General features: G+C 29.5%; 28 protein-coding genes and 1 riboswitch. Of the genes, 27 read left to right on the plus strand and 1 reads right to left on the minus strand.

Annotated elements, in window-relative coordinates; all coding sequences use genetic code 11:
• Nucleotides 1-108: 108 nt before the first annotated feature.
• The 26 genes from rpoD to gcvPB all read left to right on the plus strand — a co-directional run bounded on the left by rpoD (nucleotide 109) and on the right by gcvPB (nucleotide 23,516).
• Entirely contained in the window at nucleotides 109-1,215 is a 1,107-nt protein-coding gene (rpoD, locus tag HMPREF2561_RS04695) for an RNA polymerase sigma factor RpoD (RefSeq protein WP_002449793.1), read from the plus strand.
• A gap of 103 nt (nucleotides 1,216-1,318) precedes the next feature.
• Nucleotides 1,319-2,008 (plus strand): tRNA (adenine(22)-N(1))-methyltransferase, encoded by a 690-nt coding sequence (locus tag HMPREF2561_RS04700; RefSeq protein ID WP_048761598.1) that lies wholly within the window; start codon nucleotides 1,319-1,321, stop codon nucleotides 2,006-2,008.
• Nucleotides 1,998-3,101, plus strand: a complete 1,104-nt coding sequence (locus HMPREF2561_RS04705; protein WP_017176224.1) for a Nif3-like dinuclear metal center hexameric protein — start codon at nucleotides 1,998-2,000, stop codon at nucleotides 3,099-3,101. The genes HMPREF2561_RS04700 and HMPREF2561_RS04705 overlap by 11 nt, the downstream gene beginning before the upstream one ends.
• 24 nt (nucleotides 3,102-3,125) lie before the next feature.
• A complete protein-coding gene (locus tag HMPREF2561_RS04710) occupies nucleotides 3,126-4,472 on the plus strand; it encodes a DEAD/DEAH box helicase (protein ID WP_017176225.1) in 1,347 nt (448 codons plus the stop codon).
• A 9-nt stretch (nucleotides 4,473-4,481) separates the two neighbouring features.
• Nucleotides 4,482-5,372, plus strand: a complete 891-nt coding sequence (locus HMPREF2561_RS04715; RefSeq protein ID WP_061544224.1) for a deoxyribonuclease IV — start codon at nucleotides 4,482-4,484, stop codon at nucleotides 5,370-5,372.
• Between the two features lie 120 nt (nucleotides 5,373-5,492).
• The gene (locus tag HMPREF2561_RS04720; RefSeq protein WP_017176227.1) at nucleotides 5,493-6,269 is read left to right on the plus strand and encodes a metal ABC transporter ATP-binding protein; all 777 of its coding nucleotides are present in this window, start codon (nucleotides 5,493-5,495) and stop codon (nucleotides 6,267-6,269) included.
• 56 nt (nucleotides 6,270-6,325) lie between these two features.
• Entirely contained in the window at nucleotides 6,326-7,171 is an 846-nt protein-coding gene (locus tag HMPREF2561_RS04725) for a metal ABC transporter permease (RefSeq protein WP_049336102.1), read from the plus strand.
• A gap of 3 nt (nucleotides 7,172-7,174) precedes the next feature.
• Entirely contained in the window at nucleotides 7,175-7,597 is a 423-nt protein-coding gene (locus tag HMPREF2561_RS04730) for a Fur family transcriptional regulator (RefSeq protein WP_002455286.1), read from the plus strand.
• Between the two features lie 229 nt (nucleotides 7,598-7,826).
• On the plus strand, nucleotides 7,827-8,429 hold the full coding sequence (locus HMPREF2561_RS04735) for a superoxide dismutase (RefSeq protein ID WP_017176229.1): 603 nt from the start codon (nucleotides 7,827-7,829) through the stop codon (nucleotides 8,427-8,429).
• A gap of 130 nt (nucleotides 8,430-8,559) precedes the next feature.
• Nucleotides 8,560-10,605, plus strand: coding sequence for a peptidoglycan D,D-transpeptidase FtsI family protein (locus tag HMPREF2561_RS04740; RefSeq protein ID WP_017176230.1), 2,046 nt, complete (start codon nucleotides 8,560-8,562; stop codon nucleotides 10,603-10,605).
• A gap of 122 nt (nucleotides 10,606-10,727) precedes the next feature.
• Nucleotides 10,728-10,877 carry a 50S ribosomal protein L33 gene (rpmG, locus tag HMPREF2561_RS04745; RefSeq protein ID WP_002449881.1) on the plus strand — a complete coding sequence of 50 codons (150 nt, stop codon included), beginning with the start codon at nucleotides 10,728-10,730 and terminating at the stop codon, nucleotides 10,875-10,877.
• A 210-nt stretch (nucleotides 10,878-11,087) separates the two neighbouring features.
• The gene (locus HMPREF2561_RS04750; protein WP_017176231.1) at nucleotides 11,088-11,639 is read left to right on the plus strand and encodes a 5-formyltetrahydrofolate cyclo-ligase; all 552 of its coding nucleotides are present in this window, start codon (nucleotides 11,088-11,090) and stop codon (nucleotides 11,637-11,639) included.
• Complete coding sequence (locus HMPREF2561_RS04755) at nucleotides 11,639-13,096, plus strand: rhomboid family protein (RefSeq protein WP_070468427.1); 1,458 nt, start codon at nucleotides 11,639-11,641, stop codon at nucleotides 13,094-13,096. Before HMPREF2561_RS04750 ends, HMPREF2561_RS04755 begins: the two co-directional genes overlap by 1 nt.
• A complete protein-coding gene (locus HMPREF2561_RS04760; protein WP_017176233.1) occupies nucleotides 13,080-13,283 on the plus strand; it encodes a YqgQ family protein in 204 nt (67 codons plus the stop codon). The genes HMPREF2561_RS04755 and HMPREF2561_RS04760 overlap by 17 nt, the downstream gene beginning before the upstream one ends.
• Nucleotides 13,280-14,266: an ROK family glucokinase gene (locus HMPREF2561_RS04765; protein WP_002449785.1), complete on the plus strand. Its 987-nt coding sequence runs from the start codon at nucleotides 13,280-13,282 to the stop codon at nucleotides 14,264-14,266. The genes HMPREF2561_RS04760 and HMPREF2561_RS04765 overlap by 4 nt, the downstream gene beginning before the upstream one ends.
• Nucleotides 14,266-14,589, plus strand: coding sequence for an MTH1187 family thiamine-binding protein (locus HMPREF2561_RS04770; protein ID WP_017176234.1), 324 nt, complete (start codon nucleotides 14,266-14,268; stop codon nucleotides 14,587-14,589). Before HMPREF2561_RS04765 ends, HMPREF2561_RS04770 begins: the two co-directional genes overlap by 1 nt.
• 1 nt (nucleotide 14,590) lies before the next feature.
• Complete coding sequence (locus tag HMPREF2561_RS04775; RefSeq protein ID WP_017176235.1) at nucleotides 14,591-15,217, plus strand: MBL fold metallo-hydrolase; 627 nt, start codon at nucleotides 14,591-14,593, stop codon at nucleotides 15,215-15,217.
• 50 nt (nucleotides 15,218-15,267) lie between these two features.
• A complete protein-coding gene (gene comGA, locus HMPREF2561_RS04780; RefSeq protein ID WP_049415532.1) occupies nucleotides 15,268-16,242 on the plus strand; it encodes a competence type IV pilus ATPase ComGA in 975 nt (324 codons plus the stop codon).
• Nucleotides 16,220-17,278: a competence type IV pilus assembly protein ComGB gene (gene comGB / locus HMPREF2561_RS04785; protein WP_048681721.1), complete on the plus strand. Its 1,059-nt coding sequence runs from the start codon at nucleotides 16,220-16,222 to the stop codon at nucleotides 17,276-17,278. The genes comGA and comGB overlap by 23 nt, the downstream gene beginning before the upstream one ends.
• A gap of 19 nt (nucleotides 17,279-17,297) precedes the next feature.
• On the plus strand, nucleotides 17,298-17,609 hold the full coding sequence (gene comGC, locus HMPREF2561_RS04790) for a competence type IV pilus major pilin ComGC (RefSeq protein ID WP_017176238.1): 312 nt from the start codon (nucleotides 17,298-17,300) through the stop codon (nucleotides 17,607-17,609).
• Nucleotides 17,599-18,033, plus strand: coding sequence for a competence type IV pilus minor pilin ComGD (gene comGD / locus HMPREF2561_RS04795; RefSeq protein ID WP_049382010.1), 435 nt, complete (start codon nucleotides 17,599-17,601; stop codon nucleotides 18,031-18,033). Before comGC ends, comGD begins: the two co-directional genes overlap by 11 nt.
• A gap of 191 nt (nucleotides 18,034-18,224) precedes the next feature.
• Nucleotides 18,225-18,722: a competence protein ComG gene (locus tag HMPREF2561_RS04800; RefSeq protein WP_017176240.1), complete on the plus strand. Its 498-nt coding sequence runs from the start codon at nucleotides 18,225-18,227 to the stop codon at nucleotides 18,720-18,722.
• 164 nt (nucleotides 18,723-18,886) lie between these two features.
• On the plus strand, nucleotides 18,887-19,396 hold the full coding sequence (locus HMPREF2561_RS04810; RefSeq protein ID WP_017176242.1) for a shikimate kinase: 510 nt from the start codon (nucleotides 18,887-18,889) through the stop codon (nucleotides 19,394-19,396).
• Nucleotides 19,393-19,514, plus strand: a riboswitch (glycine riboswitch). Its footprint overlaps the gene before it by 4 nt.
• A 76-nt stretch (nucleotides 19,515-19,590) precedes the next feature.
• Nucleotides 19,591-20,682, plus strand: a complete 1,092-nt coding sequence (gene gcvT, locus HMPREF2561_RS04815; protein ID WP_017176243.1) for a glycine cleavage system aminomethyltransferase GcvT — start codon at nucleotides 19,591-19,593, stop codon at nucleotides 20,680-20,682.
• A gap of 16 nt (nucleotides 20,683-20,698) precedes the next feature.
• Nucleotides 20,699-22,051 carry an aminomethyl-transferring glycine dehydrogenase subunit GcvPA gene (gene gcvPA / locus HMPREF2561_RS04820; protein WP_019835697.1) on the plus strand — a complete coding sequence of 451 codons (1,353 nt, stop codon included), beginning with the start codon at nucleotides 20,699-20,701 and terminating at the stop codon, nucleotides 22,049-22,051.
• A complete protein-coding gene (gcvPB, locus tag HMPREF2561_RS04825; RefSeq protein WP_061544222.1) occupies nucleotides 22,038-23,516 on the plus strand; it encodes an aminomethyl-transferring glycine dehydrogenase subunit GcvPB in 1,479 nt (492 codons plus the stop codon). The genes gcvPA and gcvPB overlap by 14 nt, the downstream gene beginning before the upstream one ends.
• Nucleotides 23,517-23,600: 84 nt before the next feature.
• Here the strand turns inward: gcvPB and HMPREF2561_RS04830 are convergent, their stop codons facing one another.
• Entirely contained in the window at nucleotides 23,601-23,987 is a 387-nt protein-coding gene (locus tag HMPREF2561_RS04830; RefSeq protein WP_002449897.1) for a rhodanese-like domain-containing protein, read from the minus strand.
• Between the two features lie 150 nt (nucleotides 23,988-24,137).
• On the opposite strand from HMPREF2561_RS04830, the gene HMPREF2561_RS04835 reads away from it, so the two are divergent.
• Nucleotides 24,138-24,968: a lipoate--protein ligase family protein gene (locus HMPREF2561_RS04835; protein ID WP_070468429.1), complete on the plus strand. Its 831-nt coding sequence runs from the start codon at nucleotides 24,138-24,140 to the stop codon at nucleotides 24,966-24,968.
• Nucleotides 24,969-24,985 lie beyond the last annotated feature (17 nt).

The raw sequence follows: 24,985 nt of genomic DNA on the forward strand, positions 1-24,985 counted from the left end.
TGATAATATTTCATGTTTATTATAAAATATACTTTTCTTATTATAATAATTTATTATATAATTAAATATCTTAATTGAAAGTTGAAAATACGATTGGGAGGCCTTTTCATGTCTGATAACCAAGTTAAAATCAAAAAACAAACAATTGATCCGACTTTAACATTAGAAGATGTTAAAAAACAATTAATTGAAAAAGGTAAAAAGGAAGGTCATCTAAGTCATGAAGAAATTGCTGAAAAGCTGCAAAATTTTGACATGGATTCCGACCAAATGGATGATTTCTTTGACCAACTAAATGATAACGATATTAGTTTAGTAAATGAAAAAGATAGTTCAGATACAGATGAAAAATTAAATCCAAATGACTTAAGTGCGCCTCCAGGTGTTAAAATTAATGATCCTGTAAGAATGTACTTAAAAGAAATTGGACGTGTAAATCTTCTTAGCGCACAAGAAGAAATTGAATTAGCTAAACGTATTGAACAAGGTGATGAAGTAGCAAAATCTCGCCTTGCAGAAGCCAACTTGCGATTAGTTGTAAGTATTGCGAAACGATATGTTGGTCGTGGTATGCTTTTCTTAGACTTAATCCAAGAGGGAAATATGGGGCTTATCAAAGCAGTAGAAAAGTTCGATTTTAGTAAAGGATTTAAATTTTCTACTTATGCTACATGGTGGATTAGACAAGCCATTACACGTGCTATTGCTGACCAAGCTCGCACCATCCGTATTCCTGTGCATATGGTTGAAACAATTAATAAGCTTATTCGCGTACAAAGACAATTATTACAAGATTTAGGTCGTGATCCTGCTCCTGAAGAAATTGGTGAAGAAATGGATTTACCACCTGAAAAAGTTCGCGAAATACTTAAAATAGCTCAAGAGCCAGTATCCCTAGAAACGCCAATAGGTGAAGAAGATGACAGTCACTTAGGAGACTTTATTGAAGATCAAGAAGCACAAAGTCCTTCTGACCATGCTGCTTATGAGTTATTGAAAGAACAATTAGAAGACGTTTTAGATACACTTACTGATAGAGAAGAAAATGTTTTACGTTTAAGATTTGGCCTTGATGACGGACGAACTAGAACATTAGAAGAAGTAGGTAAAGTATTCGGTGTTACAAGAGAACGTATTCGTCAAATCGAAGCTAAAGCGCTTAGAAAATTAAGACATCCAAGTCGTAGCAAGCGTCTTAAAGATTTTATGGACTAAGATTAATGCTAAATCTGAGTTAACGATAGATGTTATGTATAAAGAAATTTGAGGCTAAGACAATACTATGTCCTAGCCTCTTTTTATAATAAAGGAGATAACAATGATATCATTAAATCATAGATTAAAAGTTGTAAGCCAATACTTATTACCTAATTCATTAGCTGATATCGGTTCTGATCACGCTTATTTACCTATTTATGCATTACAACATCATCTATGCGATGATGCTATTGCTGGTGAAGTAATAAAAGGACCTTATACAGCTGCTAAAACGAATGTAGCACAGCATCAACTTACTCAACATATCGATGTTCGATTAGGTGATGGTCTTAGTATTCTAACTGAGAAAGATAAAATAGATAATGTCACAATTTGTGGAATGGGTGGACCTTTGATAGCGAAAATATTAGATGAGGGTAAAAATAAACTTGCACATCATCCACGTCTAATTTTGCAAAGTAATATTCAAACTGAAACCTTACGCAAGACACTTCAACATCTTAATTATGATATTATTGCTGAAGAAATTTTAGAAGAAAAAGGGCATATCTATGAAATTGTAGTTAGTGAATGGAAAGAAAATCTTAATCTTCTTAATAAGAAATCACTTAAATTTGGTCCTATTCTTTTAAATCATAAAAACGATATTTTTATAAAAAAATGGGAAAGAGAGTTAGCAGCTTTAGAGTATATTCGTAATCAATTGAATCCAATACAACATCATGAGAGACTAGAAGAGATTGAAGAAGAGATATCAATGATAAGAGAGGTGCTCTATAATGAAAATTAAAGAACTAATGTCAATTATTGACCAACATGTTCCCCTTAAAACTGCTGAAAGCTGGGATAATGTGGGTTTATTAATTGGAGATGACACTAAAGAAATAACAGGTATTTTGACAGCATTAGATTGCACAATGGAAGTAATAGAAGAGGCAATTAGCAAAGGATACAATACAATTATTGCGCATCACCCTTTAATTTTTAAAGGTGTTAAATCATTAGTTAATGATGGATACGGTAAATTGATACACATGCTTATTCAAAATGATATTCAACTTATTGCTTTACACACCAATTTAGATAATCACATTGATGGTGTCAATGAGATGCTAGCAAAAAAATTAAATTTAACTAATATTAGATTTTTAAATGAAGAAGAATCTTTTTATTATAAAGTACAAACTTACATTCCGGAAGAAAATCTAGAATCATTTAAATATCATATAAATAATATTGGTCTAGCAAAAGAAGGGAATTATGAATATTGTTTCTTTGAGTCCAAAGGTAAAGGTCAATTCAAACCAGTTGGAGACGCTCGCCCTCATATTGGAGAACTAAATCGAATTGAACATGTAAATGAAGTGAAGGTAGAATTTATGATTCGTAAAGATCAATTAAGTATTGCTAAAAATGCAATTATTAATTACCATCCTTATGAAACACCTGTATACGATTTTATTAAGATGACGACATCTGCTAATTATGGTCTTGGAAAAATAGGTGAACTAAATGAACCATTAAATTTAGAAGATTTTGCTAAATATGCTAAAGCACATTTAAATATTCCTAGCGTTCGTTATACAGGTCCTTCAGAAGCGTTAATTAAAACAGTTGCTATTATCGGAGGTGCTGGTATCGGTTTTGAAACTAGTGCTTTTAAAAAGGGAGCAGATGTTTTCGTTACTGGAGACATAAAACATCATGATGCACTTGATGCTAAAACTAATGGCATTCATTTATTAGATATCAATCATTATAGTGAGTACGTTATGAAAGAAGGACTTAAAGACTTACTAGGACGATGGTTATTTAGTAATGATAGTAAGCAGTTTAATATAGAAGCTTCAGAAATAAATACAGATCCATTTAATTATATTTAAAACAATACAAAGGAGGCCAGATGAATGGCTAATCATCCATTTGAAATATTTAATTTAAATCCAAATCTTATTGATGCAGTTAAAGATTTAAATTTTAATAAACCTACTGAAATTCAAAATAGAATTATTCCACGTATAAAAAAAGGGACTAATTTAATTGGTCAATCACAAACCGGTACTGGCAAATCACACGCCTTTTTATTACCTTTAATAGATTTAATTAATACTGACATTAAAGAACCTCAAAGTATTGTTGTTGCACCAACTCGTGAATTAGCACAACAATTATATAAAGTGGCTAGTCATCTAGCTAGTTTTCAATCAGATATTAAAGTAAGTTTATTTATTGGTGGTACTGACATAGAGAAAGATAAACAACGAACAAATCAACAACCTCAATTAGTGATTGGTACACCAACACGAATCAATGATTTAGCTCAGAGTGGACATTTGCATATTCATAAGGCATCATATTTAATTATCGATGAAGCAGATTTACTCATTGATTTAGGGTTAATAGAAGATGTGGATTATATTGCTGCTCGTTTAGATGAAAATGCTAATATTGCAGTCTTTAGTGCAACAATTCCAAAATCATTAGAACCGTTTTTAAATAAGTATCTTAGTCACCCTGAATATGTTGTAGTTGATAACAAATCCCAAAATAAAAAAAATATTGAATTTTATTTGATTCCTACTAAAGGAACTGAAAAAGTTGATAAAACTTTACAATTAATTGATATACTAAATCCATATCTATGTATTATTTTTTGTAACAGTAGAGAAAATGCAAATGAACTTGCTCAATCTCTTAATGAGTCTGGCATTAAAGTAGGTATGATTCATGGCGGTTTAACACCTAGAGAACGTAAACAACAAATGAAACGTATTCGGAATTTAGATTTCCAATATGTTATTGCAAGTGATTTAGCTTCAAGAGGAATTGATATTGAAGGCGTTAGTCATGTAGTAAATTTTGATGTTCCTAATGATATTGATTTCTTTACTCATAGAGTGGGTAGAACAGGACGTGGAAATTATAAAGGCGTGGCTATAACGTTATATAGCCCAGATGAAGAACATAATATTTCTCTTATTGAAGATAAAGGCTATCACTTTGATAATGTTGATATTAAAAATGGAGAACTTAAGCCAATCAAAGCGCACAATACACGTCATAAACGTGAACGTAAAGATGATCATTTAACAAATCAAGTAAAACATAAAGTAAGAAGTAAATCTAAAAATAAAGTTAAACCAGGCTATAAAAAGAAATTTAAACAAGAAGTAGAAAGAATGAAACGACAAGAGAGAAAGCAATACAGTAAACAACGTAGTAGACAACAACGAAAAAACAATAAAAAAGGTTAGGTGAAACAAATGTTAATTGGCTCACATGTATCAATGAGTGGTAAAAAAATGTTAGAAGGATCGGCCGAAGAAGCACATCAATTTGGTGAATCAACATTTATGATTTATACAGGTGCACCTCAAAATACAAGAAGAAAAAATATAAACGATTTAAATATTGAAAAAGGTCATAAAGTTATGGAACAATATGGTTTATCCAATATTGTTGTACACGCTCCTTACATAATAAATATAGGAAATACAACGAAGCCTGAAGTTTACGAACTAGGTGTGAATTTCCTTCAAAATGAGATTGAACGCACGCAAGCTATAGGAGCGAAAGATATTGTCTTACATCCAGGTGCGCATGTAGGTGCCGGTGCAGATAAAGGAATTAATCAGATTATTAAAGGATTAAATGAAGTATTAACACATGATCATGATGTACGAATTGCACTTGAAACAATGGCTGGAAAAGGAACAGAAATTGGACGTAGTTTTGAAGAACTTGCTCGCATTATTGATGGTGTGACACATAACGATCGGTTATCTATTTGCTTTGATACCTGTCATACACATGATGCTGGTTATAATATCAAAAATGATTTTGATGGCGTTTTGAATGAGTTTGATAAAATCATTGGAATAGACCGTATTAAAGTTGTTCATGTAAATGATAGTAAAAATGAACAAGGTGCACATAAAGACCGACATGAAAATATTGGATTTGGATATATTGGTTTTGATGCTTTGAATAATGTGGTACATCATGAAGCTTTTAAAGACATTCCTAAAATCCTTGAAACTCCTTATGTAGGAGAAGATAAGAAAAATAAAAAGCCGCCTTATCGCTTTGAAATTGAAATGTTAAAATCTCAAATTTTTGACCCCAAATTAAAAGGAAAAATATTGAATCAATAATTAAAATAAGAGTAAGATAGCATAATCTACAAAGAGCCTATCTTACTCTTATTTTAATTCGTAAACATTACTATTTACAAAAAACATATATAATTGTATAGTATTTAGCGAGGTGAAAAGATGAATCAACCTGTTTTTGAATTAAAAAATATTGATTATTATTTTGATAATAAACAAGTATTAGAAAACATTAATATCCGAATTAATAAAGGTGACTTTCTTGCAATTGTTGGTCCTAATGGAGCCGGTAAATCTACTCTTTTAAAGGTTATTCTTGGCTTGTTACCATTACAACACGGTGAAATATACATTGACGGGAAATATTATAAAAAAAATACTCAATCTGCATTAAAAATTAGTTATGTATCTCAAAAAGCCAATGCTTTTACTGCAGGATTTCCTGCTAGTGTGAAAGAAGTTGTTTTAAGTGGTTTAACTAAAACGAAAAGAATTTTTCAGTGGTTTAATAAAAGTGATGAACAACAAGTAGATAATGTTTTACATCGTTTAAACATTCATCATCTAAAGAATAAAAATATTGCAGAATTATCAGGTGGACAACAACAACGTGTACTAATTGCACGCGCTTTAATTTCAAATCCATCCGTCTTAGTATTAGACGAACCGACAAATGGGATTGATGCAAAACATGTGAATGAATTCTATGCCACCTTGCAACATTTAAAAGAAGAAGGTATAACGATTATTTTAGTTACTCATGATATAGGCGTTGTGGTAGACACAGCTACAAAAGTCGCTTGCTTAAATAAACATCTTCATTTCCACGGTTCTACTGAAGAATTTAAGTCTCTTGATGAAGTTGAAATTTCAAAAATATATGGTCATCCAATTAAATTTGTTGATCATCAACATAATCGTTCATGCTGTGAAGCATAATTTTAAATAGGAGTTAATTATGATAAGTATATGGATTGAATTAAGAGGTGAATATCATGATTGAAGCATTGTTAAATTTTGATTTTATGAGATATTCACTTTTAAGTGGAATATTGATTGGTTTTATTGCACCTTTAATTGGTGCATTTATAGTGGTAAGGCGATTATCATTAATTGCTGATGCTTTAAGTCACGTCACACTAGGCGGTATTTCGTTTGGAATGTTTATTATTACCTTATCACCAGCATTAGCATTTATAAACCCTATGTGGTTTGGTATAATCTTTGCAATAGTTGGAGCTTTACTTATAGAAAAATTAAGAACTTCATATTCAAACTATCAAGAAATTGCAATTCCAATTATAATGAGTGCAGGAATTGCATTAAGTGCAATTTTTATTTCACTAGCTGATGGGTTCAATCAAGAAATTGTTGGATTATTATTCGGATCAATTAGTGCGGTAAATTTAAGTGACCTAATCACAATTACGATTATTTCAATCGTCGTATTATTATTCATTCTTTTATTATACAAAGAATTATTTATTTTATCTTTTGATGAGGAATATAGTAAGGTTATTAATATTCCAAAATGGATTCAGTTTTTATTTATAACGATTGTTGCTATGGTTATTTCTGCATCAATGAGAGTAGTAGGAATTTTACTCGTGAGTGCATTAATTACATTACCTGTGGCTATAGCAATGCGATTAACTAAAGGATTTAAACAGTTGATTATCTTAAGTATTATTATAGGTGAATGTTCTGTTATTCTAGGGCTTACCTTAGCATTTTATATTAATATATCTCCTGGTGGTGTCATCGTGGTATTATTAGTTCTAATTTTAGGAATAACGATGTTACTACAGAAAACTAAACGAACTGCCAAAAAGGAGCATTAAATTATGAATACAAATGACGCTATTAAAATTTTAAAAGACAATGGGTTAAAATATACTAAGAAAAGAGAAGATATGATTAATATCTTTGTTAATGAAGATAAATATATTAATGCTAAATATATACAACAACAATTAGACAATGATTATCCAGGTATATCTTTTGATACTATTTATCGTAATCTTCATCTTTTTAAAGATTTAAATATTGTTGAAAGTACAGAATTAGATGGAGAAATGAAATTTAGAATCGCTTGTACTAATCATCATCATCATCATTTTATATGTGAAAATTGTGGGGATACAAAAGTAATAGATTTTTGTCCAATTGAGCAAGTTAAGCAATTCCTACCTAATGTAGATATTCATACTCATAAATTAGAGGTATATGGTATATGTGAAACTTGCCATAATAAAGGTATAAATTAAAATGAGAAATGTTCTGAGACGTAAGTAAGCGTCTCAGTTTTTTATAGGTCAAAAGTCTGAATTTCTACTAATATTGAAATATATGTTTAAAAACTACTAAAATGAGATATAAGAAGAGTATAATAAGAAATATGACAACTATGTGAATAATATTTAGAGCAAATGATTTGTTGCACATCACATAGCTTGTTATTATTTATGTAAAGATAATTTAGGAGGATGATTATTTATGGCTTTTGAATTACCAAATTTACCATATGCAGCAGATGCATTAGAACCACATATCGACAAAGAAACAATGGAAATTCATCATGACAAACATCATAACACTTATGTTACAAAATTAAATTCTGCAGTTGAAGGTACTGATTTAGAATCTAAATCAATTGAAGAAATTGTTGCAAATTTAGATAGTGTACCTGAAAATATTCAAACAGCAGTACGTAATAATGGTGGAGGTCATTTAAATCACTCATTATTCTGGGAATTATTAACTCCTAATTCTGAAGAAAAAGGTACTGTAATTGATAAAATTAAAGAACAATGGGGTTCTTTAGATGAGTTTAAAAAAGAATTCGCTGATAAAGCTGCAGCACGTTTTGGTTCAGGTTGGGCTTGGTTAGTAGTAAATAATGGAAAATTAGAAATTGTTACTACTCCAAATCAAGATAACCCTATTACTGAAGGAAAAACTCCAATTTTAGGCTTAGATGTTTGGGAACATGCTTATTACCTTAAATATCAAAATAAACGTCCTGATTATATCAGTGCTTTCTGGAATGTTGTAAATTGGGAAAAAGTAGACGAGTTATACAATGCTGCTACAAAATAATAAATAAAAAAAGTATTTATTAGTGGTCTCTTTTTGGGAGATCACTTTTTTTTATGAAAAATATAGAAAAATTATACAATTTCATATATCATTTATACGTATACATGATTAATAATTGAGGTCGGTTGTCTTGCTTAAAAGATTAAAAGAAAAATCAAATGATGAAAAAATAAAACATACGATGAATAAACGAATTAGTTTTATATTTGGTGCAATTGTTTTGATTTTCGTATTAATTGTCCTAAGACTAGGATATTTACAAATTGCACAAGGTGCACATTATAGTCAATTAGTGAAAAATGATGAGAATATTACTGTCAATGAATCCGTACCACGAGGAAGAATACTAGATAGAAATGGCAAAATTTTAGTTGATAATGCTTCGAAATTAGCAATTACCTACACTCGTTCTAGAAAAACCAGTCAACAAGATATGTTAAACACCGCTAAAAAATTAGCTAAACTCATTACAATGAATACTGATAAGATTACAAAGCGAGATAAACAAGACTTTTGGATACAAAATCATCCAAAAGAAGTTAATAAATTAATGAAAAAAGAAACAACTATGCTTAACAATGGTAGCATAAGTCAAGAACAGTACGATAAACAATTACATAGTAAAATTACAGAAACTCAATTAAATAGTTTATCTAAGCATGATTTACAAGTATTAGCTATATACAGAGAAATGTCAGCTGGATCTACACTTGATCCGCAAATGATAAAAAATGAAGATGTTAGTGAAAAGGAATATGCTGCTGTTTCTCAACAATTGGATAATTTACCTGGTGTCAATACTTCAATGGATTGGGATCGAAAATATCCATATGGTGAAACTTTAAGAAGTATATTTGGTAGTGTCTCTACACCTTCTGAGGGTATTCCTAAAGAATTAACTGAACAGTATTTAGCAAAAGGATATTCTAGAAATGACAGGGTTGGGAAAGCTTATCTAGAATATCAATATGAAGACATTCTACGTGGTAAAAAGAAACAGTTGAAATACACTACTGATAAATCTGGTAAAGTTATTAGTTCTAAAGTGATTAACCCTGGGTCACGCGGAAATGATTTACAACTAACCATTGATATTGATTTACAGAAAAAAGTTGAGTCTCTATTAGAAAATGAAATAAAAACACTGCGTAGTCAAGGAGCAACAAATATGGACAATGCTCTTGTAGTTGTTCAAAATCCTAAAAATGGTGATATTCTTGCAATGGCTGGAAGACAAATTGATAAAAAAGGTGAACTGCTAGATTATGATTTAGGTAATTTTACTGGTCAATTTGCAGTCGGTTCTTCTGTTAAAGGAGCAACCTTATTAACTGGTTATCAAAATCATACTATCAAAGTCGGTGAAGAAATGATTGATGAACCTTTACACTTTAGTGGCGGACTAACTAAACGTTCTTACTTTAACCAAAATGGCAAAGTCCTAATTAACGACAAAGAAGCATTAATGCATTCTTCAAACGTATATATGTTTAAAACTGCTTTAAGACTAGCTGGTGATCCTTACTCAAGTGGTATGAATTTACCTAATAATATTGAAGAAGCTGGTCAAAAACTGAGAAAAGGTCTAAATCAAGTAGGATTAGGTGTTAAAACAGGTATCGATTTACCAAATGAAACAATTGGTCAAATTGAACCATTAACTAATAATCCAGGCAATTATTTAGATTTATCAATAGGTCAATATGATACTTATACACCTATTCAACTTTCACAATATATATCTACAATTGCAAATAATGGTTACAGAGTACAACCACACATTGGTTTAGCTATACATGACGCAACAAATAGTGATCAGGTAGGACCTGTAAAAGATAAAATTAAAGGTAATATACTAAATAAAGTCAATAATTCTCAAGATGAGATAGATGAAGTAAAACAAGGATTCAAGATGGCTTTCAATGAAAAAGATGGTACAGGCTATGCAAGCTTCCATAAAACTGTTGTTCCATCAGCTGGTAAAACTGGTACTGCTGAAGTTTATCAAAATGGACAACCTAGAGTTAACTCAACATATATAGGTTATGCGCCTGTTAAAGATCCTAAATTAGCTTTTTCTATCGTATATACTAATCAACCTGTTCCACCACCATGGTTAAATGGGGGAGATTTAGGAAGAGATATCATTAATTACTACTTTAAAAATGAAAAATAATTTGAATAACCGTTGATAAGATGCTTTTCTATTTAACACTAGTAAAAATTAATACTTTTCAATTAATCGTCTAAGTGGTATGATAATAAAGTCGTATTTAGAAAAGGTAAGGAGGTATAATCATGCGCGTAAACGTAACATTAGCTTGTACTGAATGTGGTGACAGAAACTACATTACTACTAAAAATAAAAGAAACAATCCTGAACGTATTGAAATGAAAAAATATTGTTCACGTGATAACAAACAAACTCTACATCGTGAAACTAAATAATATTAAAAGTAAAAAGGTTGGAACAAAATTGTTCCAACCTTTTTTACTTTAGTAGCTCATTCAACTATTAATAATCCTAAATATATAATCAACAACTATATTTATTTTATATAAATTAATATAATTTTTTAACTTAAAATAATTTGAATTATCACAAATGACATCACTATATAATAACGTTATAATATATATTAAAGGATGGGAGAAAGAATGGGTAAAAAACAAATTAGAAAAAATATCTTATCACAAATGAAAGACTTTGATAAAAAAAGTAAGCATAAAGCTGATATTTGGTTAATGAAACAATTAATTGAAAACGAAAAATTCAAAAATGCACATCGTATCGGTATATTTTTGTCTATGCCACACGAGATTAATACATACAATATTATTAATTTCGCTTTAGATAATGGAAAACAAATTTTTGTGCCCAATACAGATTACAGAAGTCGTAATATGAACTTTAAACAACTATTAGATTTGTCATCAATAGCTACCGATGATAAAGGCATTAATTATGTTAATGAAGATACATCTATTAGTAATGACATGGATTTACTTATTGTACCTGGAGTAGCTTTTCAAACAAATGGTTTTCGTATAGGGTATGGAGGAGGTTACTATGATAAATTTCTAAATCAACACGATATTAACTCAATTAGTCTTATATATGACTTCCAAATATCAGATTTCGATGTGGAAAAACATGATCAACCTGTAGATAATTTAATTATATGTAACACTAAATTTGGGAGGAATTAATGAATATTGATAAACTATATTGGAAATCAATTTATTATTGGATCAAATATTTTAACTATAAATTAGAACACACAGATAAAAATACAAATGAAATTTGGTTATTCAATAAGAAAAAAGAAGAACTTATTGTATTTAGAAAAGAAGTGAGTTCAACTCAAGAGATACGCTTCGACAAATCTAAAATAAATGATCATAAAGAGAATTTACAAAAAAAGTTAGGATTTAAAATTAAAAAAGTTGAGTTCTTCTACTTTTTAGAAACATCGATGAATATTGATAATTTCGATGAAACGCATCCTACTAAGTTGATTTATCATAGTATCACTAATGAAAAAGACTTAGAAAATACAATGCCTAATTTTATTTTAAAAAAACGCGTTAATAAAAAAGATAAAAAATCATCGTTAGATTATAAAAAGCGTGTACTTAATGCGAACCTTGTTGATAAGTATATGATGATATTTTCACCAATGACTTATACACTTATAGCTATAAATGTCCTAGTATGGTTATATATGAAGATTTATCTAAATCATTTTTCAGATATTAAGCTACTAGATGTTGGGGGATTAGTACACTTCAATGTAGTGCACGGAGAGTGGTACCGTCTTATTACCTCGATGTTTTTACATTTTAATTTTGAACATATTTTAATGAATATGCTATCTTTATTCATTTTTGGTAAAATTGTAGAGACGATCGTTGGTCCATATAAAATGTTAGGTATCTATTTAATTTCTGGATTATTTGGAAACTTTGCTTCGTTATCCTTTAATATAAGTACAATATCTGTTGGTGCAAGTGGAGCCATTTTTGGTCTTATAGGGGCTATTTTAACGATGATGTACTTAAGTAAGACTTTTAATAAGAAAATGATAATACAATTGTTAGTTGTTGTATTAATATTGATTTTTGTCTCGCTATTTATGTCGAATATTAATTTAATGGCTCATTTAGGTGGTTTCATAGGTGGTATCCTTATTACATTAATAGGCTATTATTTTCATGAAAATCGTAATTTATTTTGGTTATTTTTAATTTTATTATTAGTACTTTTTGTTTTATTACAAATTAGAATATTTTCAATTAAAGAAGAAAATATTTACGATAAACTTATTAAAGACGAAATGATATCCTATAATTATGATGATGCTTTATCAATTGTTGAACATACAATCAATAAAGGATACGATGATGATGAAACATATTACTTAAAAGGTTTAATAACTGCTACTAAAAGTTCTAAAGCAGAGGCAATGGCTGATTGGGAAAGAGGCCTAAGAAGTCATCCTAACTCTGCATTATTAAACTATGAATTATCCATAGCTAATAGAGCATTAAATGATAACGATAAATCTTTAAAATATATAAAAAAAGCTTTGAAAATTGATGCCAATAACCAAAGCTATAAAAATTTAGAAAAAGAATTGAAAGATAGTAATGAATCGAAAAATTAACAATTTTTATGATGTCTTGCAACTTTTGAAACGTTATGGTTTTATTATATATTTTAAAGATAAAGAAGATATGTATGAAATGATGCAACAAGAAATACGTTCTCTTTACAATTATGATCTTTTAACAAATGAAGAATATCTAAAATGTATTTTAATAATTAATCAAAGAAGGAATGAGCATAAATGAAAAATATTATTTTAGCAGCTGATATAGGTGGAACAACATGTAAACTTGGTATCTTTGATACAAAATTAGAACGATTACATAAATGGTCTATTGAAACCGATACTTCAGACCATACAGGTCGAACTTTATTAAGGCAAGTCTTTGATTCTTTTAAAGAAGCAACTGAATCTTATCATTTTGATCTTCAAAATGTTATCGGAGTTGGTATAGGAGTTCCTGGTCCTGTTGATTTTGAAACGGGAATCGTACATGGGGCTGTTAATTTACATTGGCCTGGAAATGTAAATGTGAGAGAGATTTTTAGTGAATTTATAGATTGTCCTGTATATGTGGATAATGATGCAAATGTAGCTGCACTGGGTGAAAAGCATAAAGGTGCTGGTCAAGGTGCAAATGATGTAGTTGCTATTACACTTGGTACTGGTCTTGGTGGAGGCATCATTTCAAATGGTGAAATTGTACATGGTCATAATGGTTCAGGTGCAGAAATAGGTCATATTAGAACTGATTTTGATCAACGTTTTAATTGTAATTGTGGCAAATCAGGATGTATTGAAACTGTTGCTTCAGCTACTGGAGTGGTTAATTTAGTCAATTTTTATTATCCTAAACTAACTTTTAAATCATCTATTTTATCACTTATAAAAGAGAATAAAGTAACTGCTAAAGCTGTATTTGATGCAGCAAAAGCAGGAGATCAATTCTGTATATTTATAACAGAGAAGGTCGCAAATCATATCGCTTATTTATGTAGTATAATTAGTGCTACAAGCAATCCTAAATATATTGTTTTAGGTGGAGGAATGTCTACAGCTGGATTAATATTAATTGAAAATATTAAAACAGAATATCATAATTTAACATTTACTCCTGCTCAAAAAGATACTGAAATTGTCCAAGCAAAACTTGGAAATGATGCTGGTATCACTGGTGCTGCTGGACTAATAAAAACATATATAATTGAAAAGGATGGTGTTAAATAATGGCTATTATTGATGTAGTTGTTATACCAGTCGGAACGGAAGGTCCTAGTGTTAGTAAATATATTGCAGAAATCCAAACGAAACTAGAAGCATTTAAAAAGCAAGGTAAAATTGACTATCAATTAACCCCTATGAATACGCTTATCGAAGGTGATCTTAAAGATTTATTTGAAGTAGTTCAAGCAATTCACGAATTACCATTTGATAAAGGATTAGATAGAGTATGTACAAATATCCGTATTGATGATAGAAGAGATAAGTCTCGTAAAATGAATGATAAATTAAAATCTGTTCAAAAACATTTAGATAAACAAGGTGAATAATATGAGAATTTCTAATTTATCTTTAGGATTAGTTGATACAAACGCGTATTTTGTAGAAAGCGATAACAGTGTATTATTAGTTGATCCTGCTGGAGAATCTGATAAAATATTTAAGAAATTAAATCAAATCAATAAACCTTTAAAAGCAATACTACTTACACACGCTCATTTTGATCATATTGGTGCTTTAGACGATGTATTATCCAAATATGATGTACCTGTTTATATGCATAAAGAAGAATTTTCTTTCTTAACTGATCCTGAAAAAAATGGTTCTTCAAAATTTAAACAATATGGTATGCCACTCACTACTAGTAAAGCTCAACCAATTGCTTTAGATGAAGGTAATTTTACAATCGATGAATTTAAATTCAATGTTCTTCATACACCAGGTCATTCGCCAGGAAGTTTAACTTACGTTTTTGACGATTTTGCAGTAGTAGGAGATACATTATTTAATAACGGTATTGGAAGAACAGACTTATATAGAGGAGACTATGAAACATTAGTAGACTCAATTAAGGATAAATTATTTGAATTAGACGGAGATTTGCCTTTATTCCCAGGTCATGGTCAATACACTACGGTAGATGACGAACAACTCAATCCATATTTAGATGGACAATAAAAAAGTAATTTAAACACCTCTTACGTTTATATATGTAGGAGGTGTTTTTTTTGAAATTATTATTTCAAGAAATAATTAATAAAGCAATTTCAAAAAATGCAAGTGACGTACACTTTATTCCTTCAGAGGATAAAGTACATATTAAATTCAGAGTGAATGATATATTAGAGACATATGAAATGTTTAGTAATGACATTTATGAAAAATTATTAATTTATATGAAATTTAAAGCAAATTTAGATGTATCAACACATCAAATAGCTCAAAGTGGTAGATATACTTATCATGCTAAATCAATATTTTATTTAAGAATTTCTACTTTACCTTTGTCATTAGGAATAGAAAGTTGTGTTATTAGACTTATCCCTCAATATTTCACTTCTAAAAGAGAGTATAAGGACTTTAATGACTTTAAATCTCTAATGAATAAAAAGCAAGGTCTCATTTTACTTACTGGTCCAACAGGTTCAGGTAAAAGTACTTTGATGTATCAATTAGTACTCTATGCTTTTCAAGAATTAAATTTAAATGTTATTACAATTGAAAATCCTGTTGAACAATTATTAAAAGGCATAACACAAGTGTCAGTAAATCATAAAGCCGGTATAGATTATGTTAGTTCATTTAAAGCAATATTAAGATGTGATCCAGATGTTATTTTAATTGGTGAAATTAGAGATGCTGAAGTGGCAAAATGTGTTATTCAAGCAAGTTTAAGTGGTCATTTAGTGTTAACTACTATGCATTCAAGCAATTGTAAGGGCGCAATACTCAGATTGTTAGAGATGGGGATTAGTGTTCAAGAAATTTCACAAGCAATAAATGTTATTTCAAATCAAAGATTAGTTACAACTACTTCAAATCAAAGAAAGCTTGTTTGTGAGTCTATTACAAATAATCAAATTCAATATTTTTTTGAACATAACCATACGCTTCCTAAGACATTTAATAATTTAAAAGAAAAATTGTTATCGCTATCGAAAGAAGGTCTTATATGTGAAGATGTGGTTGAAAAATATATTTAACAAACATTCTAAAGTTCTTAATGAAAACCAACAAATTATACTTCTAAATAATTTGAATAACTTACTTAAAAGTGGATTTACATTATTAGAAAGTTTTAATTTTATAAATTTGTATTTTAATTATAAAAATAAAGATATAGCAAATAAGATAGTTAAAATAATAAAAACAGGAGGAGAATGCGATCAAATATTAGAATTAATAGGCTATCCTAAATCTATTATCACTCAAATTCAATTTGCGCAGAAATATGGGAATATAAATGAAGCACTAGAGGAAGCAATGAATTATTTAAAAACAAATCTTCAAGCTAAACAACGAATATTAAAAGCTATTCAATATCCCATCATTTTAATTGCAATATTTATAACTATGTTAAGTATATTAAATTATACAGTTTTACCTCAATTTGAACATCTGTATTCAATGATGGATGTTAAACTCAATTTATCACAAACTATTATTACATATTTAATTAGTCATTTACCGCAAATTTTTCTTTTTGTTTTTTTTACTTTACTAACTTTATCCATCATTATATTTATCTTTCTTAATAAATTAGATATATCCAAAAAACTTACATTCATTTCTTACATACCAATTGTACGTTTTTATTATTCGACTATAAAAACATATCAACTTGCTAATGATTTAGCTTTATTTTATAAAAATGGTATTAGTATTCAACAAGTCGTAGATATGTACATTCATCTACAAAACAACTCATTTTTGAATTATATTGGTATCGTTATTCAAAATGAACTAAATAGAGGCATTAATTTACCCAATATTTTGATTAAAATACCATGTTATCAATATGATTTAATACAGTTTATTAAGCAAGGTGAGAAAAATAATAAATTAGATATTGAGTTGAAAATGTATTGTCAAATATTAATTCAAAGGCTCCAACAAACAGCTTTAAAACAGTCAAAAATTATCCAACCTATCGTATTTATATTCTTAGGAGCCTTTATAGTCAGCTTGTATCTAGTGATTATGTTACCCATGTTCCAACTTATGCAAAATATTAAGTAAAGTAAAATGGAGGTTTTTTATGAAAAAATTCAAAAATAAATTAAAAGCTTTTACTTTAATTGAGATGTTACTTGTACTATTAATAATTAGTGTTTTACTCATTCTTATTATTCCGAATATAGCTAAACAAATGTCACATATTCAATCAACAGGATGTGAAGCACAAGTGAAAATGGTCAATAGTCAAATTGAAGCTTATACTTTAAAACATAATAGAGTTCCTAATTCTATTGAGGACTTAGTAACTGAAGGGTTTATAAAACAAGGGCAATCATCTTGTAAGTCTGGAGAAACTATCAGTATTAAAAATGGAGAAGCAGTTGCAGAGTAAGAATATTAAAGCATTCACTTTTATAGAGAGCTTGTTAATCATTTTGATTTTAACAATCTTACTTAATGCAACTTTAAGGGTAAATGTATTTAACAATATTTCTTTGTCAGACGATTTAAAAGCAACACAATTTGTTAATCAATTAGAATATTTTAAATCTAAAGCGATGCGTGATCATCAATCTATTACATTGTTAATTTCAAAACATTCCTCAATTATAAAAGTAATAGAAGCACATGGTGGGCGGTACAACTACAATATTGAAGATGGAAAAATAGTTGAAGTTAGAAATTTAGAGAAAATTACTTTTAATAAAGAAGGAAGAATAAATCAGTTTGGCTCTTTAATATTGAAAATCAATCAACATCAATATAAGTTGATTATTAATATTGAAAAAGGAAGAATTAGATATTTTAAAATTTAAAGCAGTGTTACTCATCGATAGTTTATTTAGCTTGTATATATTCACTACTATAGTTTTTACTTTAATTCCACTACTAATCAGTTTAAATCATACATTAAAAAGAGAATACCAAATTATTGAAATCAAGCAAACCATAATGAGTAGTATCAACCATTATGATAAAAAAACCCTTTCAAAAGGTATAAATTTAGGTGATTATCATATTAAACTTTATTCCAACAAAATATGTGGACTTCACAAAGAAACTGAAATCGAATCATGCGTTAAATATTAAATTAAAATCATTCACTTTAATAGAAATGTTAGTTTCATTATTTTTAACAACAATGATGTTAACATTTTTTCCTCAATTAATTAAATTGACTCATTCCTATTTATACGAGTCATATAATAGTTATCAAACAGAATATGCTTTTTTTCAGACAAATATAACTCAAATTATTTCGAAAAAACATCATGCCCTTATAATTAAGGATAAACATACAATTATCATTGATAATGAATCGTCTAAAGATTATATAGAATTTAAAAACAACAAACTATTTTACAAAATTAATGGGAATGGCAATATCGTTTTACTAAATAACGTCATCAATGCAGAATTTCAAATTTTACCTTCTAACATCATAAAATTAAAACTAAAAATAGGTGATAAAAACGACTACTATGAAAAAAACTTATTTTTATAAAATGAAAGGATATATAAGTAGCTATACATTATTTATTCTTAGTATATATTTGATAATTATATCTACTTATTCTGCTCAATATAGTATAAAATTAAAAACAATACATAATATTCAAATATATTATGATAGTATAATAAGTGATAAACTTAAGAGAGGTGATTAGGATGACTCATTCTTATTTACCACTTATATTAACAGGCTTTATGGGTACTGGTAAAAGTACTATTGGCAAATATTTGGCTTCAAAATTACACTATTCATATATTGATTTAGATACATATATAGAAATGAAAGAATTTAAAACAATACCAGATATTTTTAATGAAATTGGTGAAAAAGGATTTCGTAAGTTAGAGTATAAATATTTAAATGATTGTATTGGTAAATATGATATTATATCAACCGGGGGAGGAATTATAGAAAACGATAATTCTATCTCACTTTTAAAAAATAAAACAGTTATTTGGTTAGATTGTGATATAGATATTATCTATAATAGAATTGCTAATGATCCACATAGACCAAATGCGAAAAACAAAAGTGAAAAACAATTAAAAGACTTGTATTTATCGAGAGTTTCAAGATATAATGAAATCGCATCCAAAAAAGTAGATAGTAGTAAAACAATTGAATGTGTATATAAAACAATTTTAAATCATATACCATGCGAATGATCAGTATTAGAGAGAATAACTTGAACTGATTCTATAGTTGTTTTGAAATTATGTCATGTTATCGCCGAAGGTGCAAGTAAACTACGAAACTCTCAGGCAAAAGGATAATACTGTTACGCAGTCCTGGATTTGTTATTTAGACAGGGTAGCTTCTGCTACTCTGCTTTTTTTATAAAAAAATAGGGGGTTTTTAAATGACAAACGAATTAAAAAAGACACCATTATATGAAACTTATGTAAATAGTGGTGCTAAAATAGTTGAATTCGGTGGGTGGGCTATGCCTGTTCAATTTACTAGTATTAAAGAAGAACATAACGCAGTTAGATACAAAGTAGGTATGTTCGATGTAAGTCATATGGGAGAAATTTTAATAGAAGGTGAAAATGCTAGTAAATTTGTTCAATATTTACTTTCGAATGATACTACTAATTTATCTGAAACTAAAGCTCAATATACAGCTTTATGTAATGATGAGGGTGGTATTATTGATGATTTAGTAACATATAAAATTGCTGATAACAAATACTTATTAATTGTTAATGCAGCCAATACTGATAAGGATTTCGAATGGATTCAAAAACATCAATCTAAATTTAATGCTACTGTAACAAATGTGTCTGAACAGTATGGTCAATTAGCGGTTCAAGGCCCTCAAGCAAGAACTTTAGTAAGTGAACTTGTTGATATTGATGTAAGTGAAATGAAGCCTTTTGAATTCAAACAAAATGTAACTATTTTTGGAAAAAATGTTATCTTATCTCAATCTGGATATACAGGTGAAGATGGTTTTGAAATTTATTGTAATTCAAATGATACAGTTGACATTTGGAATGGTTTTATTGATAAAGGCGTTGTACCTTGTGGTTTAGGTGCAAGAGATACACTTAGATTAGAAGCTGGTTTACCTCTTCATGGTCAAGATCTCACTGAATCAATTACGCCTTATGAAGGTGGAATTGCTTTTGCTGCTAAACCTTTAATTGAAGATGAATTTATTGGTAAATCTGTTTTAAAAGATCAAAAAGAGAATGGGTCAAAACGACGTACTGTAGGTTTAGAACTTATAGATAAAGGCATTGCAAGAACGGGTTATACAGTAATGAATCTTGACGGAAAAGAAATAGGTGAAATTACTTCAGGAACTCAATCACCTTCTTCAGGAAAATCAATTGCTATGGCTATCATTGATCGTGATGAATTTGAGTTAGGTAAAGAATTACTAGTTCAAGTTCGTAAAAGACAATTAAAAGCTAAAATTGTTAAGAAAAATCAAATCGAAAAATAACTAAGGGGTGTGCAATGTGAGTCATCGTTATATACCATTAACTGATAAAGATAAAAAAGAAATGTTAGAAACAATTGGAGCAAATTCAATTACCGAGCTCTTTGGAGATATTCCAAAAGATATTTTACTTAATAGAGATTTGAATATAGATAGTGCAGAAGCTGAAACTTCACTTTTAAGAAGATTGAATACTATTGCAAATAAAAATATTACTAAAGAAACACATGTGAGTTTTTTAGGTGCAGGAGTATATGATCATTACACACCTGCAGTAGTAGACGCTATGATTTCTCGTTCTGAATTTTATACTGCTTATACACCTTATCAACCTGAAATTTCTCAAGGTGAACTACAAGCAATTTTTGAATTCCAAACATTAATTTGTGAACTTACTCAAATGGATGTCGCAAATTCGTCTATGTATGATGGCATAACTAGCTTTGCCGAAGCTTGTATATTAGCTTTTAATCATACTAAAAAGAACAAAATTGTAGTATCTAAAGGTCTCCATTATCAGGCTCTACAAGTATTAAAAACGTATATTAAAGTAAGAAAAGAATTTGAAATTGTTGAAGTTGATTTAAATGGAACGATTACTGACCTAGAAAAATTAGAACAAGCAATTGATGATGATACTGCAGCAGTTGCTGTACAATATCCTAACTTCTATGGATCAATTGAAGATTTAGAAAAAATTCATTCTTATATTGAAAATAAAAAAGCGTTATTCATTGTTTATTCTAACCCATTAGCATTAGGCGTTTTAACACCTCCAGGCCAATTTGGAGCAGATATTGTTGTTGGTGATACACAACCATTTGGTATTCCTACTCAATTTGGCGGTCCTCATTGTGGTTACTTTGCTACTACTAAAAAGTTAATGCGTAAAGTTCCTGGCAGATTAGTAGGACAAACGCAAGATGATGAAGGTAATAGAGGTTTTGTTCTTACTTTACAAGCTCGTGAACAACATATTCGTCGTGATAAAGCCACATCAAATATTTGTTCAAATCAAGCATTGAATGCTTTAGCATCCTCAATTGCTATGTCAGCTCTTGGTAAACAAGGTATTTATGATATTGCGGTTCAAAACTTAGAACATGCTAATTATGCTAAAAATCAATTTAAAAACAACGGTTTTGAAGTCCTAGATGGTACATCTTTTAATGAATTTGTTGTTAAGTTTAATCAACCTATCAAAGATGTAAATAAAAAATTAGCAGAACATGGTTTCATCGGAGGCTTTGACTTAGGTGAAGCTTCATCAGACTTTGACAATCATATGTTAATTGCTGTTACTGAATTAAGAACGAAAGAAGAGATTGATACATTTGTTGAGAAAGCAGGTGAGCTAAATGGTAGTAAGTAAATCTAGTCCATTAATTTTTGAAAGATCTAGAGAAGGTAGATATGCATATTCTTTACCACAAAGTGATATTAAAACAGACTCTGTTGAGAGTATTTTAGATAATAAATTTATTCGTAAAAATAAAGCAGAGTTTCCTGAGGTGGCAGAATTAGATTTAGTACGTCATTACACGGAACTTTCGAATAAAAACTTTGGGGTAGATTCTGGATTTTATCCCTTAGGTTCTTGTACTATGAAATATAATCCAAAAATCAACGAAAAAGTTGCTCGTATTTCTGGATTTGCAGAATCTCATCCACTACAAGAGGAAGAACAAATTCAAGGTTCATTAGAAATTATTTATAGTTTACAAGAAGAACTAAAAGAAATTACAGGTATGGATGAAGTAACTCTACAACCAGCAGCAGGTGCTCATGGTGAGTGGACAGCTTTAATGATTTTTAAAGCATATCATATAAAAAATGGTGAGGGCCATCGTAATGAAGTTATTGTTCCAGACTCTGCACATGGTACAAACCCTGCATCAGCTTCATTTGCCGGATTTAAATCAGTAACTGTTAAATCTAATGAACGCGGTGAAGTTGATATCGAAGACTTAAAGCGTGTCGTTAATGAAAATACTGCTGCTATTATGCTAACTAACCCAAATACTTTAGGTATCTTTGAGAAAAATATTATGGACATCCGTGAAATTGTTCATGAAGCAGGCGGGTTACTCTATTACGATGGAGCAAACTTAAATGCTATTATGGATAAAGTTCGTCCTGGAGACATGGGATTTGATGCTGTGCACCTAAACTTGCATAAAACATTCACAGGTCCTCATGGCGGTGGTGGCCCTGGTTCAGGCCCAGTCGGCGTAAAAAAAGAATTAGCAAGTTATTTACCAAAACCAATGGTGATTAAAGACGGTGATACATTTAAATATGATAATGATATTGAAAATTCAATCGGTCGAGTAAAACCATTTTATGGTAACTTTGGTATTTATTTAAGAGCTTATACGTATATTAGAACAATGGGTGCACAAGGATTAAAAGAAGTGTCTGAAGCAGCTGTCTTAAATGCGAACTACATTAAAGCTCGATTAAAAGATCGTTATGAAATCCCTTATGAACAATATTGTAAACATGAATTTGTCTTAAGTGGATCTAAACAAAAAGAATATGGTGTCCGTACTCTAGATATGGCAAAACGTTTACTAGATTTTGGCGTACATCCACCAACAATTTACTTCCCGCTAAATGTGGAAGAAGGTATGATGATTGAACCAACCGAAACTGAATCTAAAGAAACTTTAGACTACTTCATTGATGCAATGCTTCAAATTGCAGATGAAGTTGAAAGTGATCCTGATAAAGTATTAGAAGCACCTCATACAACTATCATTGATAGATTGGATGAAACAACTGCAGCTCGTAAACCAATTCTTAAATTTGAAGATTTACATCAAGAAAAACTTTAATATTGTAAATAATTTAATGAATGATTTAATTATCAGAAATAATAAAACTCTCAAGAAATTTCTTGAGAGTTTTATTTCTGATAATTATTTTTTAGTTTTAATTTTACCAGTCCATTTTTTATAGCCGCCTTTAAGCATGTATAAATCTTTATATCCATTTTTTTTCAAAATGCGAGCAGCACGATAACTGGCAATACCATTTGCATCACAAAGATATACAGGTTGATCTTTACGTAAACCTTGAAATCTTTGTCTAAACATAGATATTGGAATATTGCGAGCACCATTAATATGACCATAATCATAATCAACTTTTTCACGTACATCAATGACTTGAGCTTTTCTTAAACCTTTATGAAATTCGTTTTGATCTAGTTCAGTTACAGCTCGTCGATTAAGAAAGAAATTTCCAACCATGTAAAGGATTATTAAAACTATAATTATTAATGCTATAATCAAAGATACATTCATATTGCATCCTCCCTAATTAACCGTTATTATTAATTATAAAGGTGTTAGCTCAATTTATCAAAAATTTTTTATTGTTTCATATTTCTAATACATTCTAAAGTAACATTAACGTTGAATTTATATAAATTAAGTTGTGATTGGAGTTTTTATATGACTGAAACATGGAATTTTATCAATACTGGGAGCCATGATCCTTATTATAATATGGCAATGGATGAAGCCTTATTAAATTTTGTTTCAAGAGGGGAAATTGATCCTGTAGTTAGATTTTATACTTGGAATCCTGCTACCTTATCTGTAGGTTATTTTCAAAGATTAAAAAAAGAAATTGATATCGATAAAGTGAAAGAAAAAGGATTTGGTTTAGTTCGCCGTCAAACTGGTGGTAGAGGCGTTCTACATGACAAAGAATTAACATATAGTGTTATCGTACCTGAATCTCATCCAAATATGCCTTCTACAATTACTGAAGCCTACCGTGTCATTTCAGAAGGACTTTTAGAAGGCTTTAAATTATTAGGATTTGATGCTTATTTTGCTATTCCACGTTCTAAAGAAGAGAGAGAAAAATTAAAACAACCAAGAAGTGCCGTTTGCTTTGATGCCCCAAGTTGGTATGAATTGGTCGTTGAAGGACGTAAAATTGCAGGTAGTGCACAAACACGTCAAAAGGGTGTTATTCTTCAACATGGGTCACTACTTCAAGATGTAGGTGTAGACGAATTATTTGATATGTTTATTTTTAAGAATGATCGCTTGAAAGAAAAAATGAAAAAAGCTTTTGTAGATAAAGCTGTAGCAATAAATGATATATCAGATAGACACATCTCTATTGAAGAAATGGAAAAAGCATTTGAAGAAGGATTTAAAAAAGGTTTAAATATCGAATTTAAACCACTATCTCTAACTGAAAATCAATTAGCCGAAGTAAAAGTTCTTGAAGAAAAATATCGTTCAGAAGAGTGGTTATATAAAAAATAGATATAAAACAAGGAGGC

Origin of the sequence: Staphylococcus sp. HMSC069E10 (genome assembly GCF_001809205.1) — a bacterium.
Classification (GTDB): domain Bacteria; phylum Bacillota; class Bacilli; order Staphylococcales; family Staphylococcaceae; genus Staphylococcus; species Staphylococcus hominis.

Bases quoted from the DNA above. Each gene is read 5' to 3' on its own strand.
- rpoD (WP_002449793.1), top strand. From the start codon at position 109: ATGTCTGATAACCAAGTTAAAATCAAAAAACAAACAATTGATCCGACT.
- HMPREF2561_RS04700 (WP_048761598.1), top strand. From the start codon at position 1,319: ATGATATCATTAAATCATAGATTAAAAGTTGTAAGCCAATACTTATTA.
- HMPREF2561_RS04705 (WP_017176224.1), top strand. From the start codon at position 1,998: ATGAAAATTAAAGAACTAATGTCAATTATTGACCAACATGTTCCCCTT.
- HMPREF2561_RS04710 (WP_017176225.1), top strand. From the start codon at position 3,126: ATGGCTAATCATCCATTTGAAATATTTAATTTAAATCCAAATCTTATT.
- HMPREF2561_RS04715 (WP_061544224.1), top strand. From the start codon at position 4,482: ATGTTAATTGGCTCACATGTATCAATGAGTGGTAAAAAAATGTTAGAA.
- HMPREF2561_RS04720 (WP_017176227.1), top strand. From the start codon at position 5,493: ATGAATCAACCTGTTTTTGAATTAAAAAATATTGATTATTATTTTGAT.
- HMPREF2561_RS04725 (WP_049336102.1), top strand. From the start codon at position 6,326: ATGATTGAAGCATTGTTAAATTTTGATTTTATGAGATATTCACTTTTA.
- HMPREF2561_RS04730 (WP_002455286.1), top strand. From the start codon at position 7,175: ATGAATACAAATGACGCTATTAAAATTTTAAAAGACAATGGGTTAAAA.
- HMPREF2561_RS04735 (WP_017176229.1), top strand. From the start codon at position 7,827: ATGGCTTTTGAATTACCAAATTTACCATATGCAGCAGATGCATTAGAA.
- rpmG (WP_002449881.1), top strand. From the start codon at position 10,728: ATGCGCGTAAACGTAACATTAGCTTGTACTGAATGTGGTGACAGAAAC.
- HMPREF2561_RS04750 (WP_017176231.1), top strand. From the start codon at position 11,088: ATGGGTAAAAAACAAATTAGAAAAAATATCTTATCACAAATGAAAGAC.
- HMPREF2561_RS04755 (WP_070468427.1), top strand. From the start codon at position 11,639: ATGAATATTGATAAACTATATTGGAAATCAATTTATTATTGGATCAAA.
- HMPREF2561_RS04760 (WP_017176233.1), top strand. From the start codon at position 13,080: ATGAATCGAAAAATTAACAATTTTTATGATGTCTTGCAACTTTTGAAA.
- HMPREF2561_RS04765 (WP_002449785.1), top strand. From the start codon at position 13,280: ATGAAAAATATTATTTTAGCAGCTGATATAGGTGGAACAACATGTAAA.
- HMPREF2561_RS04770 (WP_017176234.1), top strand. From the start codon at position 14,266: ATGGCTATTATTGATGTAGTTGTTATACCAGTCGGAACGGAAGGTCCT.
- HMPREF2561_RS04775 (WP_017176235.1), top strand. From the start codon at position 14,591: ATGAGAATTTCTAATTTATCTTTAGGATTAGTTGATACAAACGCGTAT.
- comGB (WP_048681721.1), top strand. From the start codon at position 16,220: ATGTGGTTGAAAAATATATTTAACAAACATTCTAAAGTTCTTAATGAA.
- comGC (WP_017176238.1), top strand. From the start codon at position 17,298: ATGAAAAAATTCAAAAATAAATTAAAAGCTTTTACTTTAATTGAGATG.
- HMPREF2561_RS04810 (WP_017176242.1), top strand. From the start codon at position 18,887: ATGACTCATTCTTATTTACCACTTATATTAACAGGCTTTATGGGTACT.
- gcvT (WP_017176243.1), top strand. From the start codon at position 19,591: ATGACAAACGAATTAAAAAAGACACCATTATATGAAACTTATGTAAAT.
- gcvPB (WP_061544222.1), top strand. From the start codon at position 22,038: ATGGTAGTAAGTAAATCTAGTCCATTAATTTTTGAAAGATCTAGAGAA.
- HMPREF2561_RS04830 (WP_002449897.1), bottom strand. From the start codon at position 23,987: ATGAATGTATCTTTGATTATAGCATTAATAATTATAGTTTTAATAATC.
- HMPREF2561_RS04835 (WP_070468429.1), top strand. From the start codon at position 24,138: ATGACTGAAACATGGAATTTTATCAATACTGGGAGCCATGATCCTTAT.